The organism is Streptomyces sp. LUP47B, assembly GCF_001746295.1.
Classification (GTDB): domain Bacteria; phylum Actinomycetota; class Actinomycetes; order Streptomycetales; family Streptomycetaceae; genus Streptomyces.
Map to the genome: position 1 here is coordinate 331,688 of NZ_MJAH01000004.1, position 14,851 is coordinate 346,538.

The 14,851-nt window shown below is 69.6% G+C and carries 14 protein-coding genes; 7 read left to right on the forward strand and 7 right to left on the reverse strand.

Annotated elements, in window-relative coordinates; genetic code table 11:
• The first annotated feature begins 2 nt into the window (after positions 1 to 2).
• The 7 genes from BFN33_RS15050 to BFN33_RS15080 all read left to right on the forward strand — a co-directional run bounded on the left by BFN33_RS15050 (position 3) and on the right by BFN33_RS15080 (position 8,994).
• The gene (locus tag BFN33_RS15050) at positions 3 to 818 is read left to right on the forward strand and encodes an ABC transporter permease (RefSeq protein WP_069760526.1); all 816 of its coding nucleotides are present in this window, start codon (positions 3 to 5) and stop codon (positions 816 to 818) included.
• An 80-nt stretch (positions 819 to 898) separates the two neighbouring features.
• A complete protein-coding gene (locus BFN33_RS15055; RefSeq protein WP_176742390.1) occupies positions 899 to 1,894 on the forward strand; it encodes a LacI family DNA-binding transcriptional regulator in 996 nt (331 codons plus the stop codon).
• Between the two features lie 121 nt (positions 1,895 to 2,015).
• Positions 2,016 to 3,362 carry an ABC transporter substrate-binding protein gene (locus tag BFN33_RS15060; protein ID WP_069760528.1) on the forward strand — a complete coding sequence of 449 codons (1,347 nt, stop codon included), beginning with the start codon at positions 2,016 to 2,018 and terminating at the stop codon, positions 3,360 to 3,362.
• Positions 3,363 to 3,367: 5 nt separating this feature from the next.
• Complete coding sequence (locus BFN33_RS15065) at positions 3,368 to 4,324, forward strand: carbohydrate ABC transporter permease (protein WP_069760529.1); 957 nt, start codon at positions 3,368 to 3,370, stop codon at positions 4,322 to 4,324.
• A complete protein-coding gene (locus BFN33_RS15070; RefSeq protein ID WP_069760530.1) occupies positions 4,321 to 5,181 on the forward strand; it encodes a carbohydrate ABC transporter permease in 861 nt (286 codons plus the stop codon). The genes BFN33_RS15065 and BFN33_RS15070 overlap by 4 nt, the downstream gene beginning before the upstream one ends.
• Positions 5,182 to 5,214: 33 nt before the next feature.
• Complete coding sequence (locus BFN33_RS15075; RefSeq protein WP_069760531.1) at positions 5,215 to 6,798, forward strand: glycoside hydrolase family 13 protein; 1,584 nt, start codon at positions 5,215 to 5,217, stop codon at positions 6,796 to 6,798.
• A gap of 33 nt (positions 6,799 to 6,831) precedes the next feature.
• A complete protein-coding gene (locus BFN33_RS15080) occupies positions 6,832 to 8,994 on the forward strand; it encodes a discoidin domain-containing protein (RefSeq protein ID WP_069760532.1) in 2,163 nt (720 codons plus the stop codon).
• Here BFN33_RS15080 and BFN33_RS15085 read toward each other — a convergent pair.
• The 7 genes from BFN33_RS15085 to BFN33_RS15115 form a co-directional block, all read right to left on the reverse strand.
• Positions 8,963 to 9,787: an ABC transporter ATP-binding protein gene (locus tag BFN33_RS15085; protein WP_176742391.1), complete on the reverse strand. Its 825-nt coding sequence runs from the start codon at positions 9,785 to 9,787 to the stop codon at positions 8,963 to 8,965. The two genes, BFN33_RS15080 and BFN33_RS15085, sit on opposite strands and share 32 nt — an antisense overlap.
• A 26-nt stretch (positions 9,788 to 9,813) precedes the next feature.
• The gene (locus BFN33_RS15090; protein WP_069760533.1) at positions 9,814 to 10,593 is read right to left on the reverse strand and encodes an ABC transporter permease; all 780 of its coding nucleotides are present in this window, start codon (positions 10,591 to 10,593) and stop codon (positions 9,814 to 9,816) included.
• The gene (locus tag BFN33_RS15095; RefSeq protein ID WP_069760534.1) at positions 10,590 to 11,363 is read right to left on the reverse strand and encodes an ABC transporter permease; all 774 of its coding nucleotides are present in this window, start codon (positions 11,361 to 11,363) and stop codon (positions 10,590 to 10,592) included. Before BFN33_RS15095 ends, BFN33_RS15090 begins: the two co-directional genes overlap by 4 nt.
• Entirely contained in the window at positions 11,360 to 12,331 is a 972-nt protein-coding gene (locus BFN33_RS15100; RefSeq protein WP_069760535.1) for an ABC transporter substrate-binding protein, read from the reverse strand. Before BFN33_RS15100 ends, BFN33_RS15095 begins: the two co-directional genes overlap by 4 nt.
• 263 nt (positions 12,332 to 12,594) lie before the next feature.
• Positions 12,595 to 13,533 (reverse strand): PDR/VanB family oxidoreductase, encoded by a 939-nt coding sequence (locus BFN33_RS15105; RefSeq protein ID WP_069760536.1) that lies wholly within the window; start codon positions 13,531 to 13,533, stop codon positions 12,595 to 12,597.
• Complete coding sequence (locus BFN33_RS15110) at positions 13,530 to 13,733, reverse strand: hypothetical protein (protein ID WP_069760537.1); 204 nt, start codon at positions 13,731 to 13,733, stop codon at positions 13,530 to 13,532. Before BFN33_RS15110 ends, BFN33_RS15105 begins: the two co-directional genes overlap by 4 nt.
• On the reverse strand, positions 13,730 to 14,803 hold the full coding sequence (locus BFN33_RS15115) for an aromatic ring-hydroxylating dioxygenase subunit alpha (protein WP_069760538.1): 1,074 nt from the start codon (positions 14,801 to 14,803) through the stop codon (positions 13,730 to 13,732). The genes BFN33_RS15110 and BFN33_RS15115 overlap by 4 nt, the downstream gene beginning before the upstream one ends.
• Positions 14,804 to 14,851 lie beyond the last annotated feature (48 nt).

Genomic DNA, 14,851 nt, shown 5'->3' on the forward strand with positions numbered 1-14,851 from the left:
TCGTGCAACTGTCCCGCTCCGCCCGTATCGCACTGCGCGTCGCCGCCGGGTTCGGCTTCGCGGTGATCTACGTCCCGCTCCTGCTCGTCCTCGTCAACTCCCTGAACCCCGACCGGAGCGCGAGCTGGCCCCCGTCGGCGCTGACCCTGCACTGGTGGTCGGTGGCCTGGCAGAACGCGGGCGCCCGTGAGGCGCTGTGGGTCTCGGTCAAGGCGGGCCTCGGCGCCACCGCCATTGCACTGGTCCTCGGAACGCTCATCGCCTTCGCCGTCGCCCGGTACCGCTTCTTCGGCCGGGGCACCCTCTCGTTCGTCGTCGTCCTGCCGATCGCGCTCCCGGGAATCGTCACGGGCATCGCCCTCAACTCGGCGTTCGGCACGGTGCTCGAGCCGCTGGGCGTCGGCCTCGGCCTGTTCACCGTGGTCGTCGGCCACGCCACCTTCTGCATCGTCGTGGTCTTCAACAACGTCGTCGCCCGGCTCCGCCGCACCTCCGGCTCCTACGAGGAGGCCGCGATGGACCTGGGCGCGAACACCTTCCGCGCCTTCGCCGACGTCACCTTCCCCCTGGTCCGCTCGGCGCTCCTCGCGGGCGGCCTGCTCGCCTTCGCCCTCTCCTTCGACGAGATCGTCGTCACCACCTTCACCGCGGGGCCGGGAGTCGAGACCCTCCCCCTCTGGATCTTCAACAACATGACCCGCCCGCAACAGGCACCGGTGGTGAACGTGGTGGCGGCCGTGCTGGTGCTGCTGTCCGTGCTCCCGATCTACGTGGCCCAGCGGCTGTCGGCGGACACGGCGACGGCGAGCCGGGTCTGACGTCGCGATGCCCGGCCTCGTGACGCGTCCCCTGCCCGCTTACGCAAACGACTTGCATAACTTGCGCTATTCTTGCGTTCATGACGCGACGACTTGCCGAGGTGGCGAAGAAGGTCGGGGTCAGTGAGGCCACGGTCAGCCGGGTGCTCAACGGCAAGCCGGGAGTCTCGCAGGCCACCCGGCAGGCCGTGCTGTCCGCGCTGGACGTGCTCGGGTACGAGCGGCCCACACAGTTGCGCGGTGAGCGCGCGCGGCTCGTGGGGCTGGTACTGCCGGAGCTCCAGAACCCGATCTTCCCGGCGTTCGCCGAGGTCATCGGCGGGGCACTGGCCCAGCTCGGGCTGACCCCGGTGCTGTGCACCCAGACCAAGGGCGGCGTGTCCGAGGCCGACTACGTGGACCTCCTGCTGCAGCAGCAGGTCTCCGGTGTCGTCTTCGCCGGCGGGCTCTACGCCCAGGTGGACGCGCCGCACGACCACTACCGGCGACTCGCCGACCGCAACATCCCGGTGGTGCTGGTCAACGCGTCCATCGACGACCTCGGCTTCCCCGGCGTGTCCTGCGACGACGCGGTGGCCGTAGAGCAGGCCTGGCGGCACCTGTCCTCCCTGGGGCACGAACGGATCGGGCTGGTCCTGGGGCCGGCGGACCACGTGCCGTCGGCCCGCAAGCTGGCCGCGGCGCAGGGGCTCGGCGAGCTGCCGGAGGAGCGGGTGGCGCGGGCCATGTTCTCCATCGAGGGCGGCCACGCGGCGGCCGCCCGGCTCATCGACCGCGGCGTCACCGGCTTCATCTGCGCCAGCGACCCCCTCGCCCTCGGTGTGATCCGGGCGGCCCGCCGCAAGGGACTCGACGTGCCGGGCCAGGTGTCGGTGGTCGGCTACGACGACTCCGCCCTGATGAACTGCACCGAGCCTCCGCTGACCACCGTCCGCCAGCCCATCGAGGCCATGGGCCGGGCCGCCGTGGAGCTGCTGAACGCTCAGGTCGGCGGCAGTTCCGTGCCGCCCGAGGAGCTGCTCTTCGAACCCGAGCTGGTGGTCCGGGGGTCCACCGCGCAAGCGCCTCGCGGCTGAGATCCACGACTCTCTCATCGCTCTGTCGAATAATTACAGATTCTGCGTGACATCTTGCGGACAGATGTCGGCGGTGCTTGAGTGTGCGGCGCCCACCGCTCCTGCCACGAGGGGTCCACCGATGAGAAGCACCGGGTACCGCCGTACCGTCGCCGCGCTCAGTGTCTGTTCCCTTGCCCTCGCCGCCTCCGCCTGTGGATCGGGCGACGACACGGCGAGCGGCAAGACCCGCATCACGGTCAACTGCATGCCGCCCAAGAGCGCCAAGGTCGACCGGCGGTTCTTCGAGCAGGACATCGCGTCCTTCGAGAAACAGAACCCGGACATCGACGTCGTCGCGCACGACGCGTTCCCCTGCCAGGACCCCAAGACCTTCGACGCCAAGCTCGCCGGCGGGCAGATGGAGGACGTCTTCTACACGTACTTCACCGACGCCAAGCACGTCGTGGACATCAACCAGGCGGCCGATCTCACCCCGTACGTCAAGGAGTTGAAGAGCTACGGCACCCTTCAGCAGCAGCTGCGTGACATCTACACCGTCGACGGGAAGATCTACGGCATCCCGCGCACCGGCTACTCGATGGGCCTGATCTACAACAAGAGGCTCTTCGCGAAGGCCGGCCTCGACCCCGAGCAACCCCCGGCCACTTGGGCGGAGTTGCGCGCCGACGCCAAGAGGATCGCCGCGCTGGGCGACGGCACCGTCGGATACGCCGACTACAGCGCCCAGAACCAGGGCGGTTGGCACTTCACCGCCGAGCTCTACTCCCAGGGCGGCGACGTCGTGAGCGCGGACGGCAAGAAGGCCACCATCGACACCCCCGAGGGCCGGGCCGTCCTGCGGAACCTGCACGACATGCGCTGGACCGACGACTCCATGGGCAGCAAGCAGCTCCTCGTCATCAACGACGTCCAGCAGATGATGGGTTCGGGCAAGCTCGGCATGTATCTCTCCGCCCCGGACAACATCCCGATCCTGGTCAAGGAGAAGGGCGGCGACTACAAGGACCTCGCGCTCGCCCCGATGCCCGGCGGCAAGGGCACGCTCATCGGCGGCGACGGCTACATGGTGAACAAGAAGGCGAGCCCCGACCAGATCAGGGCGGGCCTGAAGTGGCTCGACCACATGTTCCTCAGGCCCGGCGCGGGTTTCCTCGGCGACTACGCCCGCGCCAAGAAGGCCGACGCCCCGGTCGGCCTGCCCGAACCGCGCCTGTTCACCGGCGCCGCCGACACCAAGGACCAGCAGGTCAAGAAGGCCAACGCCAATGTGCCGGTGGAGAACTACCAGGCCTTCCTCGACGGCAACCAGTCCCTGACGATGAAGATCGAGCCGCCGAACGCCCAGCAGATCTACTCCGTCCTCGACGGAGCCGTCTCCGCCGTCCTCACCAAGAAGGACGCCGACATCGACCAGCTCCTGAAGGACGCCTCCGGCAAGATCGACGGCATCCTGGCCCGGAGCTGACCCCCATGAAGACGGTGGAAAGCCCGCCCCACGAGGCCATCGCCGTACCCCCATTGCAGGCGCCGCCTCCCGCAGGGGACCGGAGGCGGCGCCGCCTCGCCGACCAGGTCCGCGCCTACGGCTTCCTTCTCGGCGGACTGCTCTGCTTCGCCCTCTTCTCCTGGTACCCGGCGCTCCGCGCCGTCGTCATCGCCTTCCAGAAGTACACGCCGGGTGCCGAGCCCGAATGGGTCGGCACCGCCAACTTCACCCGCGTGTGGCACGACCCGGAGTTCGCCGCAGCCTGGCGCAACACCCTCGCCTTCACCCTGCTGGCCCTGCTCATCGGCTTCGCGATCCCCTTCGTCATGGCACTGGTGCTCAATGAGCTGAGGCACGCGAAGGCGTTCTTCCGGGTGGTGGTCTACCTGCCCGTCATGATCCCGCCGGTGGTCAGCGCCCTACTCTGGAAGTGGTTCTACGACCCCGGAGCGGGCCTCGCCAACGAGGTACTGCGCTTCCTGCACCTGCCCACCTCGAACTGGTCCAACGGCGCCGACACCGCACTCGTCTCCCTGGTGATCGTGGCGACCTGGGCCAACCTGGGCGGCACCGTCCTGATCTACCTGGCCGCCCTGCAGTCCATCCCCGGCGAGCTGTACGAGGCCGCCGAACTGGACGGGGCGAACCTCCTCCAGCGCATCCGCCATGTGACGCTTCCTCAGACCAGGTTCGTAGTGCTGATGCTGATGCTCCTTCAGATCATCGCGACCATGCAGGTGTTCACGGAGCCGTTCGTGATCACCGGTGGCGGACCGGAGAACGCCACGGTCACCGTTCTCTACCTGATCTACAAGTACGCCTTCCTCTACAACGACTTCGGCGGCGCGTGTGCGCTGAGCGTCATGCTCCTGGTGCTGCTGGGCGCCTTCTCGGCCGTATATCTGCGGCTGACCCGGTCCTCGGAGGGGGATCCCGCATGAGCACCCGCACCCTGATCTCCCCGGCGACGCTCGCCCGTCCGCGCGGCAGGGCCGTCTACTGGGCCGTCTTCACCACGGTCGTCGTGCTCTTCGCGCTCGCCTTCCTCTTCCCCGTCTACTGGATGGTCACGGGGGCGATGAAGTCGCCGGACGAGGTGACGCGCACGCCGCCCACCCTCGTCCCCGAGCAGTGGCACCTCGACGGCTACACCGACGCCTGGGACCTCATGCAGCTGCCGCAACACCTGTGGAACACGGTGGTCCAGGCGGCCGGTGCCTGGGCGTTCCAGCTCGTCCTGTGCACGGCCGCCGCCTACGCCCTGTCCCGGCTCAGGCCCGTCTTCGGCAAGGTGGTCCTCGGCGGGATCCTCGCCACGCTGATGGTCCCGGCCCAGGCCCTGGTCGTACCGAAGTACCTGACCGTCGCCGACCTGGGCCTGCTCAACGACCCCCTCGCCATCTGGCTGCCGGCCGTCGCCAACGCCTTCAACCTGTATCTGCTCAAGCGGTTCTTCGACCAGCTCCCGCGCGATGTGCTGGAGGCCGCCGAGATCGACGGGGCCGGAAAGCTGCGCGTCCTGTGGTCGATCGTGCTGCCCATGTCGAGGCCGGTCCTCGGGGTGGTCTCGATCTTCGCCCTGGTCGCCGTCTGGCAGGACTTCCTGTGGCCGCTGATGGTCTTCTCCGACACCGACAAGCAGCCCATCAGCGTGGCACTCGTCCAGCTGTCGCAGAACATCCAACTGACCGTGCTCATCGCCGCGATGGTGATCGCCAGCATCCCGATGGTCGCCCTGTTCCTCGTCTTCCAGCGGCACATCGTCGCCGGGATCGGCGCGGGCGGCACGAAGGGCTGACACCGCCCGTCCGCCTACAGAAGGGACCTCCTCGTGGGACAGCCCACCGAGTGGTGGCGCTCCGCCGTCATCTACCAGGTCTACGTCCGCAGCTTCGCCGACGGTGACGGGGACGGCACCGGCGACCTCGCCGGAGTCCGTGCCAGGCTGCCGTATCTCGCCGAACTCGGCGTGGACGCCCTGTGGTTCAACCCCTGGTACCTCTCCCCGATGAAGGACGGCGGCTACGACGTCGCCGACTACCGCGCCATCGACCCCGCCTTCGGCACCCTCGCCGAGGCGGAGAAGCTGATCGCGGAGGCACGGGAGCTGGGCATCCGCTCGATCGTCGACGTCGTGCCCAACCATGTCTCCGACCAACACCCCTGGTTCCAGGCAGCTTTGAACGCGGGCCCGGGCAGCCCTGAACGCGAGCTGTTCCACTTCCGGCGCGGACGCGGCAAGCGGGGCGAACTCCCGCCCAACGACTGGCCCTCGCAGTTCGTCGGCTCCGCCGAGCCGGTGTGGACGCGGCTGCCCGACGGCGACTGGTACCTGCACCTGTTCACCCCACAGCAGCCCGACCTCAACTGGGCCCACCCGGCCGTCCGCCGGGAACACGAGGACATCCTGCGCTTCTGGTTCGAGCGGGGAGTGGCGGGCGTCCGCATCGACTCGGCCGCCCTGCTCGCCAAGGACCCCGCGCTGCCCGACCTGGCCGACGGACCCGACCCGCACCCCTTCGTCGACCGCGACGAACTCCACGACATCTACCGCTCCTGGCGGGCGATCGCCGACGAGTACGACGGAGTCTTCGTCGGCGAGGTCTGGCTCCCGGACACCGAACGCTTCGCCCGCTACCTGCGCCCCGACGAGCTGCACACCGCCTTCAACTTCTCCTTCCTGACCTGCCCCTGGGACGCCGGGCGGCTGCGCACCTCGATCGACACGACCCTCGCCGGGCACGCCCCGGTCGGTGCCCCCGCCACCTGGGTGCTGTGCAACCACGACATCACCCGCACCGTCACCCGCTACGGCCGTACGGACACCGGGTTCGCCTTCGCGGCCAAGGCCTTCGGCACCCCGGGCGACCTCGACCTCGGCACCCGGCGGGCCCGCGCGGCGGCTCTGCTCTCGCTCGCCCTCCCCGGGGCCGTCTACGTCTACCAGGGCGAGGAGCTCGGCCTGCCCGAGGCGGAGATCCCCCGGGAGCGCATCGAGGACCCCATGCACTTCCGCTCCGGCGGCACGGACCCCGGGCGCGACGGATGCCGGGTGCCGCTGCCGTGGGCGGCCGGGGCGCCCCATGCCGGGTTCGGCGGCGAGCCCTGGCTGCCGCAGCCCGCCGACTGGGCGTCGTACGCCGTCGACCGGCAGGTCGTGGACCCGGGGTCGATGCTCAGCCTGTACCGCGAGGGCATCCGGCTCCGGCCGCTCCTCGGCGACGGCCCGCTCACCTGGCTACCGGCGCCCGAGGGCGTTCTCGCCTTCGCCCGTGCGGGCGGTGTCCTGTGCGTGGTGAATCTCGCCGACACCGCCGTGGACCTGCCCGAGCACACCGCACTGCTGCTTGCCAGCGGCCCCTTGGACGGAGCGGGCCGACTGCCCGAGGACACCGCGGTCTGGCTCCGGAGCTGAGACCGCAGTACCCCCACACGAAGGGATCAGCACATGCGCAGATCTGTCAGGGGCATGCCAACCGTCATGGTGGTGGCCCTCTCCGCCGGCCTTCTCACCGCCACGGCGCCCACCGCCCACGCGGCGGCGGGTGCCACCCTCCCCTTCACCTCGGTCGAGGCCGAGTCCGCCACCACGACCGGCACGAGGATCGGCCCCGACCACACGCAGGGCACGCTCGCCTCGGAGGCGTCCGGGCGGCAGGCGGTACGGCTGGGCTCGGGGCAACGCGTCGAGTTCACCGTGCCGCGCGCGGCCAACGCCGTGAACGTCGCCTACAGCGTCCCCGACGGCCAGTCCGGCACGCTGAACGTCTACGTCAACGGCACCAGGCTCGCGAGGACGCTCCCGGTAACCTCCAAGTACTCCTACGTCGAAACCAGTTGGATTCCCGGCGCCAGGACCCACCACTTCTTCGACAACGCCCGCCTCCTGCTCGGCCAGAACGTCCAGGCGGGCGACGAGGTCGCCTTCGAGGCGGCGGGGACCCAAGTCACCGTGGACGTGGCCGACTTCGAGCAGGTCGCGGCGGCCGCCGAGCAGCCCGCCGGGTCCGTGTCCGTCACCTCCAAGGGCGCCGACCCCACCGGCAACGGCGACTCCACCCAGGCCTTCCGGGACGCGATCTCCGCCGCCCAAGGGGGAGTGGTCTGGATTCCGCCGGGCGACTACCGGCTGACGTCCGCCCTCAGCGGCGTCCAGAACGTCACCCTCCAGGGCGCCGGAAACTGGCACTCGGTCGTGCACTCCTCCCGCTTCATCGACCAGTCCGGCTCCTCCGGGGGCGTCCACATCAAGGACTTCGCGGTCATCGGCGAGGTGACGGAGCGCGTCGACTCCAACCCGGACAACTTCGTCAACGGCTCCCTGGGGGCCGGGAGTTCGGTGTCCGGGATGTGGCTCCAGCACCTCAAGGTCGGCCTCTGGCTGACGGGCGACAACGACAACCTCGTCGTGGAGAACAACCGCTTCCTCGACATGACCGCCGACGGCCTCAACCTCAACGGCAACGCGCGCGGAGTCCGCGTGCGGAACAACTTCCTGCGCAACCAGGGTGACGACGCGCTCGCCATGTGGTCGCTGTACGCGCCGGACACGAACAGCAGCTTCGAGAACAACACCATCAGCCAGCCGAACCTGGCCAACGGCATCGCGATCTACGGCGGCACCGACATCGCGGTGAGGAACAACCTGGTCTCCGACACCAACGCCCTCGGCAGCGGCATCGCGATCTCCAACCAGAAGTTCCTCGACCCGTTCTTCCCGCTGTCCGGCACCATCACGGTCGACGGCAACACCCTGGTCCGCACCGGCGCGATGAACCCCAACTGGAACCACCCGATGGGCGCGTTGCGCGTAGACTCGTACGACAGCGCCATCAACGCCACGGTGAACATCACCAACACGACGATCACCGACAGCCCGTACAGCGCCTTCGAGTTCGTGTCCGGCGGCGGACAGGGGTATCCCGTCCGTAACGTCACCGTGGACGGCGCGACCGTCCGCAACACGGGCACGGTCGTCGTGCAGGCGGAGGCCCAGGGCGCCGCCACCTTCCGCGATGTCACGGCGACGGGCGTCGGCGCGGCAGGCGTCTACAACTGCCCCTACCCGGCGAACTCCGGCACCTTCGCCCTCACCGACGGCGGCGGCAACTCCGGCTGGAGCACCACCTGGTCGGACTGCTCGACCTGGCCGCAGCCCGGACAGGGCAACCCGGACCCCGATCCGAACCGCAACCTGGCCAAGAGCCGCCCGGCCACCGCCACCGGCTCCCAGGACGTCTACACACCCGGCAAGGCGGTCGACGGCGACGCGAACAGCTACTGGGAGTCCGCCAACAACGCCTTCCCGCAGTCCTGGACCGTGGACCTCGGCTCGGTGGAGACGGTCCGCCGTCTGGTGCTGAAGCTGCCGCCGTCCTCCGCGTGGGGCGCGCGCACCCAGACCCTCACCGTGCTGGGCAGCACCGACAACAACAGCTACGCCACCGTCGTCGGCGCGCAGGGCTACCGCTTCGACCCGGCGACCGGCAACACCGCCACCGTCTCCCTGCCCGGCGGTACCGGCCTGCGCTACCTACGCCTCTCGGTCAGCGCCAACTCCGGCTGGCCCGCAGGGCAGTTCAGCGAAGTGGAGGCGTACTCGACTTCGTGACGACGGCGTCCTGAACGACCCCGCGCTTCGCCGCCTGGATCTGCTCGTACACATGGGTGCGCAGTTCGGCGAAGCGCGGGGCCACACGCGTGTGCAACTGATCCCGCTCGTCCGGCAGATCGATCTTCAGCTGCTCCTGCACGACCGTGGGCGAGGCGGACAGCACGATCACCCGCTCGCCCAGGTAGACCGCCTCGTCGATGTCGTGGGTGACGAACAGGATCGTGATGCCGCGCTCCCGCCACAGCCGTCGTACGAGATCCTCCAGGTCGGCGCGGGTCTGGGCGTCCACGGCCGCGAACGGCTCGTCCATCAGCAGTACTTCGGGCTCGTACGCGAGCGCGCGGGCGATCGCGACGCGCTGCTGCATCCCGCCGGACAGCTGCCAGGGATACGCCCCCGAGGCCTCCGTGAGATCCACCGACTCCAGCGCGTCGGCCACCAGTTCACGTCGCCTGGCCTTGCTCAAGTCCTTCTGCTTCAGCGGCAGTTCGACGTTGTCGGCGACGCGCATCCAGGGGAAGAGGCTGCGGCCGTACTCCTGGAAGACGAAGGCCATCCCGGGCGGGGGTCCGCTCACCTTCCGTCCCGCCAGGTGGACTTCGCCGGCGGTCGGGGTGAGCAGGCCGCCCATGCACTTCAGCAGGGTCGTCTTGCCGCAGCCCGACGGGCCGACGAGACAGACGAGTTCGCCCGCCTCGACGGTGAAGGTGAGGTCGCGGACCGCCTCCACACGGCGGCCGGACCCGTCGTAGACCTTCTTGAGGCCGGATACGCCAAGAAGCGCGTGCATGGACCGCCCTTTCGGGTTCGGGTGATTCACGGGGACCGCCGGGCCGAGGCACGCAGGCCGTGGTACCAGGCGAGGGCCCGCCGCTCGACCAGCTGGAAGACGACGGAGAGCAGATAGCCGAGCAGACCGAGGACGAGGATCCCGGTCCACATGTCGGGGACCGCGAAACTGCGCTGGAACTGGACGATCGTGAAGCCGATGCCGTTGCTGGCCGCGAACATCTCGCTGATGACCATCAGGATGATGCCGATCGAGAGGGCCTGGCGCAGACCCGCGAAGATCTGCGGACTCGCCGAGCGCAGTACCAGGTCGCGCAGGCGCGAGGGGCCGGTGATGCCGTAGGAACGGGCCGTCTCCAGCATTACCGGGTCGACCGCGCGCACGCCCTCGACCGTGTTGAGCAGGATCGGCCAGACACAGCCGCTCGCGATCACCGTGACCTTCATGGTGTCGCCGATGCCCGCGAACAGCATGATGACCGGGACCAGGACCGGCGGCGGGACCGCCCGCAGGAACTCCAGGACCGGTTCGCACACCGCCCGCACCCGCCGGTAGGAGCCGATGACCGTGCCGACCGCCACCCCGGCCACGGCCGCCAGCGCGTAACCGGCCGCCAGTCGCCAGATGCTGGGCAGGACGTCGGCGCGCAGGCGCTCGGCGGTCCACACGTCCGGGAAGGTCTGGAGGATGGTGCGCAGCGGCGGCCAGAAGACGTCGCTGCTGCCGTCCGACGCGAACCACCAGACGGCGACCAGCAGCGCGGGCAGCGCGAGCACGAAGGCCAGCCGCAGAACGGCCCGTTTCACACCGTCACCTCCCCGCGCACCGACTGGTGCCAGGCCAGCGCCCGTCGCTCCACGGTACGCGCGCCCACGTTGATGAGCAGCCCCAGCAGACCGGTGACCACGATCAGCGCGTACATCTCCGGGACCGCCTGCGAGTTCTGCGCGACCGCGATCCTGGCGCCCAACCCCGGTGCGCCGATGACGAGTTCACCGGTGATGGCGAGGATCAGCGCGACGGCCGCGGCCAGCCGGACACCGGTCATCACATACGGCAGCGCGGTCGGCCACAGCACATGCCGGACCCGCGCCCAGGTGCCCAGACCGTACGACCGTGCCGTCTCGTCGGCGACGGGGTCGACGTCCTGGACGCCGTAGAGCGTCTGGACGAGGACCTGCCAGAAGGCGGCGTACACGACGAGCAACAGCACCGAGCGCAGTTCGCTGCCGTACAACAGCACCGCCAGCGGGATGAGGGCGACCGAGGGGATCGGCCGCAGGAACTCGATCGTCGAGGCCGTCGCCTCGCGCAGATACGGCACGACGGAGACGACAACGCCGATGACGATCCCCGCCGACACGGCGATGGCCAGGCCCAGGGCCCAGCCGGTGAGGGTGTCGCCGAGCGCCGTCCAGAAGGCGCTGTCGGAGAGTTCGTCGGCGAAGGCGCTCGCGATCCGGCTGGTCGGCGGGAAGTACTCCTCCTTGACCAGACCGAGCCGCGGCACCGCCTCGCCCAGGGCGAGGAAGGCCGCGAGGCCGGCGGCGCCCAGCGCCGCGTTCTGGAACCTCACGGAAGCAGCGCGTCCACGTCGGGGGTCTTCTTGAAGAACCCGTCCTCCTCGCCCAGCTTCGCCAGCGCCTCGACGGACTCCTTGTTCGGCTCGGCCGGCCACTTCGGGAGAGTCACCTGCGCCAGCACGGATGCCGGGATCTTGGTGTACGTCGTGATGATCCGGCGTGCCTCGTCCGGGTGGGCGTCCGCGTAGGCGAGGGACTCGGCGGTGGCCGCCTGGAACTTCTTCACCACGTCGGCGTTCTGCTGCTGGTACCGCGTCGAGGTGAAGTACATGGCGACCGTGGTGCCCTGCGCCACGTCCACCATGGGAGAGGCGATCACCTGGCCGCCCTGGCTCTTGATGGTGGCCAGCGCGGGTTCGACCGCGCAGGCCGCGTCGACCTGACCGCTGTCGAGAGCGGCCGGCATCTGGTCGAAGGCCAGCTCCACGAACTTCACCTTGTCCGGGTCGCCGCCGTCCTTGCGGACCGACTCGCGCACCGCGGACTCGTTGATGTTCTTCAGCGTGTTGATGGCGACCTTCTTGCCCTCCAGGTCCTTCGCGGACTTGACCGAGCTGCCCTTCTTCACCGCGATCGCCGCAAAGTCCTTGCCAGCCAAGCCCGTTGAGGCGATGCCGTTGGAGACCGCCTTGACCGGCACCCCGGACGACTGGGCGATCAGCAGGGAGGTGACGTTGGAGAAGCCGAACTGGAACTGCCCGCTGGCGACGCCGGGCACGATCGCCGCGCCGCCCGACGCGTTCGAAATCTCCAGCTTCAGGCCGTGCTTGCCGTAGAAGCCCTTCTTCTGGCCCAGATAGACCGGCGCGACATCGACGATAGGAATGAGGCCGAGCTTGACGGTGGTGGTGCCGTCGGACGACGATCCCGAGTCCGAGGCCCCCGAGTCGCCGGACGAACCACAGGCCGACGCGGTGACCAGTAATGCTCCGGCCGCGAGGGCGACGAGCAGACGACGCATGGCTCCTCCTGTGCAGACTTGATGTTCCGACAGGCTGTGCGCAGACCGCACAGTGGTGCTCAGCGCGAAAGGTATGGGGCTCGCGGGGGTGGGGTCAATGCCTTTGGCTGACAATATTGTTGACATTCATGGGAAGCGGTAACTCCCTGAAGGCGACTGGAGCAGGGGCTGCGCTCGCTCGCCGCCCCGGTGCGGACCGGGGCGGCGAGGTGGTGGCGAGCAGTCTGGAGACGGTCGCGGGCCTCGCGACCGATTCGGGATGGCTACAGGTCCAGTACCAGCTTCTTCCCGCGGCACCGGGAGACACAGATCATCATCGTCTCCCCGGCCTCCCGCTCCTCGTCCGTGAGCACCGAGTCCCGGTGGTCCGGGGTGCCGTCGAGGACGTCGGTCTCACAGGTGCCGCAGGTGCCCTCGGTGCACGAGAACAGCACCTCCACGCCCGAGGCGCGCACGGCGTCGAGCACGGAGACGTCCGGGGCCACGGTGACCGTCGTGCCGGTCTGTGCCAGCTCGACCTCGAACTCCGTGTTCTGCCCGGCCGGTTGCTCCTTCGGCGTGAAGCGCTCCACGTGCAGCAGGCCGGCCGGGCAGCGGGCCTCCACCGCGTCGAGCAGCGGGCCGGGCCCGCAGCAGTAGACGAGGGTCCCCTCGGGGACGCCGTCGAGCATCGACGGCAGGTCCAGGAGCCCGGTCTCGTCCTGGGGAGCGACGGTGACCCGATCGCCGTAACGGCTCAACTCCTCGGTGAAAGCCATGGATTCGCGCGTCCGCCCGCCGTACACCAGCGTCCACTCCGCGCCCTCGGCCTCCGCCGCCGCGAGCATCGGGAGGATCGGGGTGATGCCGATGCCGCCCGCGATGAAGCGGTAGCGGGGTGCGGGCCGCAGGGGGAAGTGGTTGCGCGGGCCGCGCACCCTGACCTTGTCGCCCTGTCCCAACTGCTCGTGCACATGGGCGGATCCACCGCGCCCGACGGGCTCGCGCAGTACGGCGATCCGCCAGGCGGTGCGGTCGGCCGGGTCGCCGCACAGGGAGTACTGCCGCTCCAGGCCGGGGCCGAGCACCACGTCGATGTGGGCGCCGGGCTCCCATGGCGGGAGTTGCTCGCCCAGCGGGTGGCGCAGGGTGAGGGCGAGCACGCCGTCGGCCGCCGTGTCCCTGCGGTCGACGACGAGTTCGGCTTCGTACGCGTCACTCATGAGCTGTTTCCTTGCGGCTCGGGTGAGGGCGGCTCGTGTCCTTGCGGGGAGTGCCCGTTCGGGTGCGCGAGCATCCACTCCCACATCTCGATCGGGTCCTGCGAGGTGTGCTCACGGCCGCAGTGACAGGTGCCGTGCAGGACATCGGTGCCCGGCAGCCAGTCGATGCGGTAGATCTCCCCGGTGGCTCCGGCACTCACAGGACCTTCTCCACGGGCTTGTCGCCCTCCTCGACCAGCCGGGCGAGGATACGGCGGGCGGCGAGACCGCCGGTGTCGATGTTGATGCTCAGCTCCTGGTAGCCGGTGCGCTCGGTGCCGAGCGTCCGCTGCAGCAGGTTGAGCGCGTCGACGTCCTGCATGACGACGGTGTGGTTGTTGCCGCGCAGGAACTCGGTCACCTCGGCGTCCTCGGTCGCCCAGTCGCGCGAGACCATCCAGAAGTCGTACACGTGACCGTCGCTCGACGGCGTGATGGCGTACGTGATCTCGGTGTGGAAGCCGTTCGGGTCGCTGCCGTCCGCCTCGGGTGTCACGCCGACCGCCGCGATCCTGCTGTGCAGCAGATACAGACAGGGCGCGTGGTACTCGATGTCCTGCCAGCGGGTGATCCGGCCGCTGATGCCGGTGGACTTGGCGTAGAAGGGCGGGCACTCGGCGTCGTCCATGTGCCGGCTCACCCGCACGATGCCCGCGCCCTCGTCGACCTCCGTGGTGATCGGCGTCTCGGCGACCTCGGGGGTGCCGATGTAGCCGCCGTGCAGATAGGTCTCGTGGGACAGGTCGAGGAGGTTGTCGACCAGCAGGCCGTAGTCGGCGTCGATCGGCTCCATGCCGCGGACGGTGACCCAGCCGGGGGAGTCGAGGTGCCTGGCCCGCGGGATGGTGTCGGCGTCGGCGAGGGCCGGGTCGCCGATCCACACCCAGACCAGGGAGTCCAGCTCGACGACGGGGTAGGAGGCGACCCGCGCGGTGCGCGGTACGCGCTTCTGGCCCGGCACGTACACACAGGTGCCCGTGGTGTCGTACGTGAACCCGTGGTACCCGCACACGATCCGGTCGCCGTCGAGCCGGCTGGGCTTCTCGTGCAGCGGGAACCTGCGGTGCACACACCGGTCGGCGAGCGCGACGGGCGTCCCGTCCTCCTCGGTCCGGTAGAACACGAGCGGCTCACCGAGGATCGTCCGGCCGAGCAACTCCTCGCGCCCGACCTCATGGCTGTAGGCGGCGACGTACCACTGGTTCCTGGCGAAGGCGGTGGTGTGAGGCATGGGGGTTCCGTCCCTGTCGGCGGGGCGTCGTCGCCCCGCGTGCCGTGG

Coding starts and splice junctions, on each gene's coding strand:
- BFN33_RS15070 (WP_069760530.1), top strand. CDS start 4,321: ATGAGCACCCGCACCCTGATCTCCCCGGCGACGCTCGCCCGTCCGCGC.
- BFN33_RS15060 (WP_069760528.1), top strand. CDS start 2,016: ATGAGAAGCACCGGGTACCGCCGTACCGTCGCCGCGCTCAGTGTCTGT.
- BFN33_RS15065 (WP_069760529.1), top strand. CDS start 3,368: ATGAAGACGGTGGAAAGCCCGCCCCACGAGGCCATCGCCGTACCCCCA.
- BFN33_RS15080 (WP_069760532.1), top strand. CDS start 6,832: ATGCGCAGATCTGTCAGGGGCATGCCAACCGTCATGGTGGTGGCCCTC.
- BFN33_RS15105 (WP_069760536.1), bottom strand. CDS start 13,533: ATGAGTGACGCGTACGAAGCCGAACTCGTCGTCGACCGCAGGGACACG.
- BFN33_RS15100 (WP_069760535.1), bottom strand. CDS start 12,331: ATGCGTCGTCTGCTCGTCGCCCTCGCGGCCGGAGCATTACTGGTCACC.
- BFN33_RS15115 (WP_069760538.1), bottom strand. CDS start 14,803: ATGCCTCACACCACCGCCTTCGCCAGGAACCAGTGGTACGTCGCCGCC.
- BFN33_RS15055 (WP_176742390.1), top strand. CDS start 899: ATGACGCGACGACTTGCCGAGGTGGCGAAGAAGGTCGGGGTCAGTGAG.
- BFN33_RS15085 (WP_176742391.1), bottom strand. CDS start 9,787: ATGCACGCGCTTCTTGGCGTATCCGGCCTCAAGAAGGTCTACGACGGG.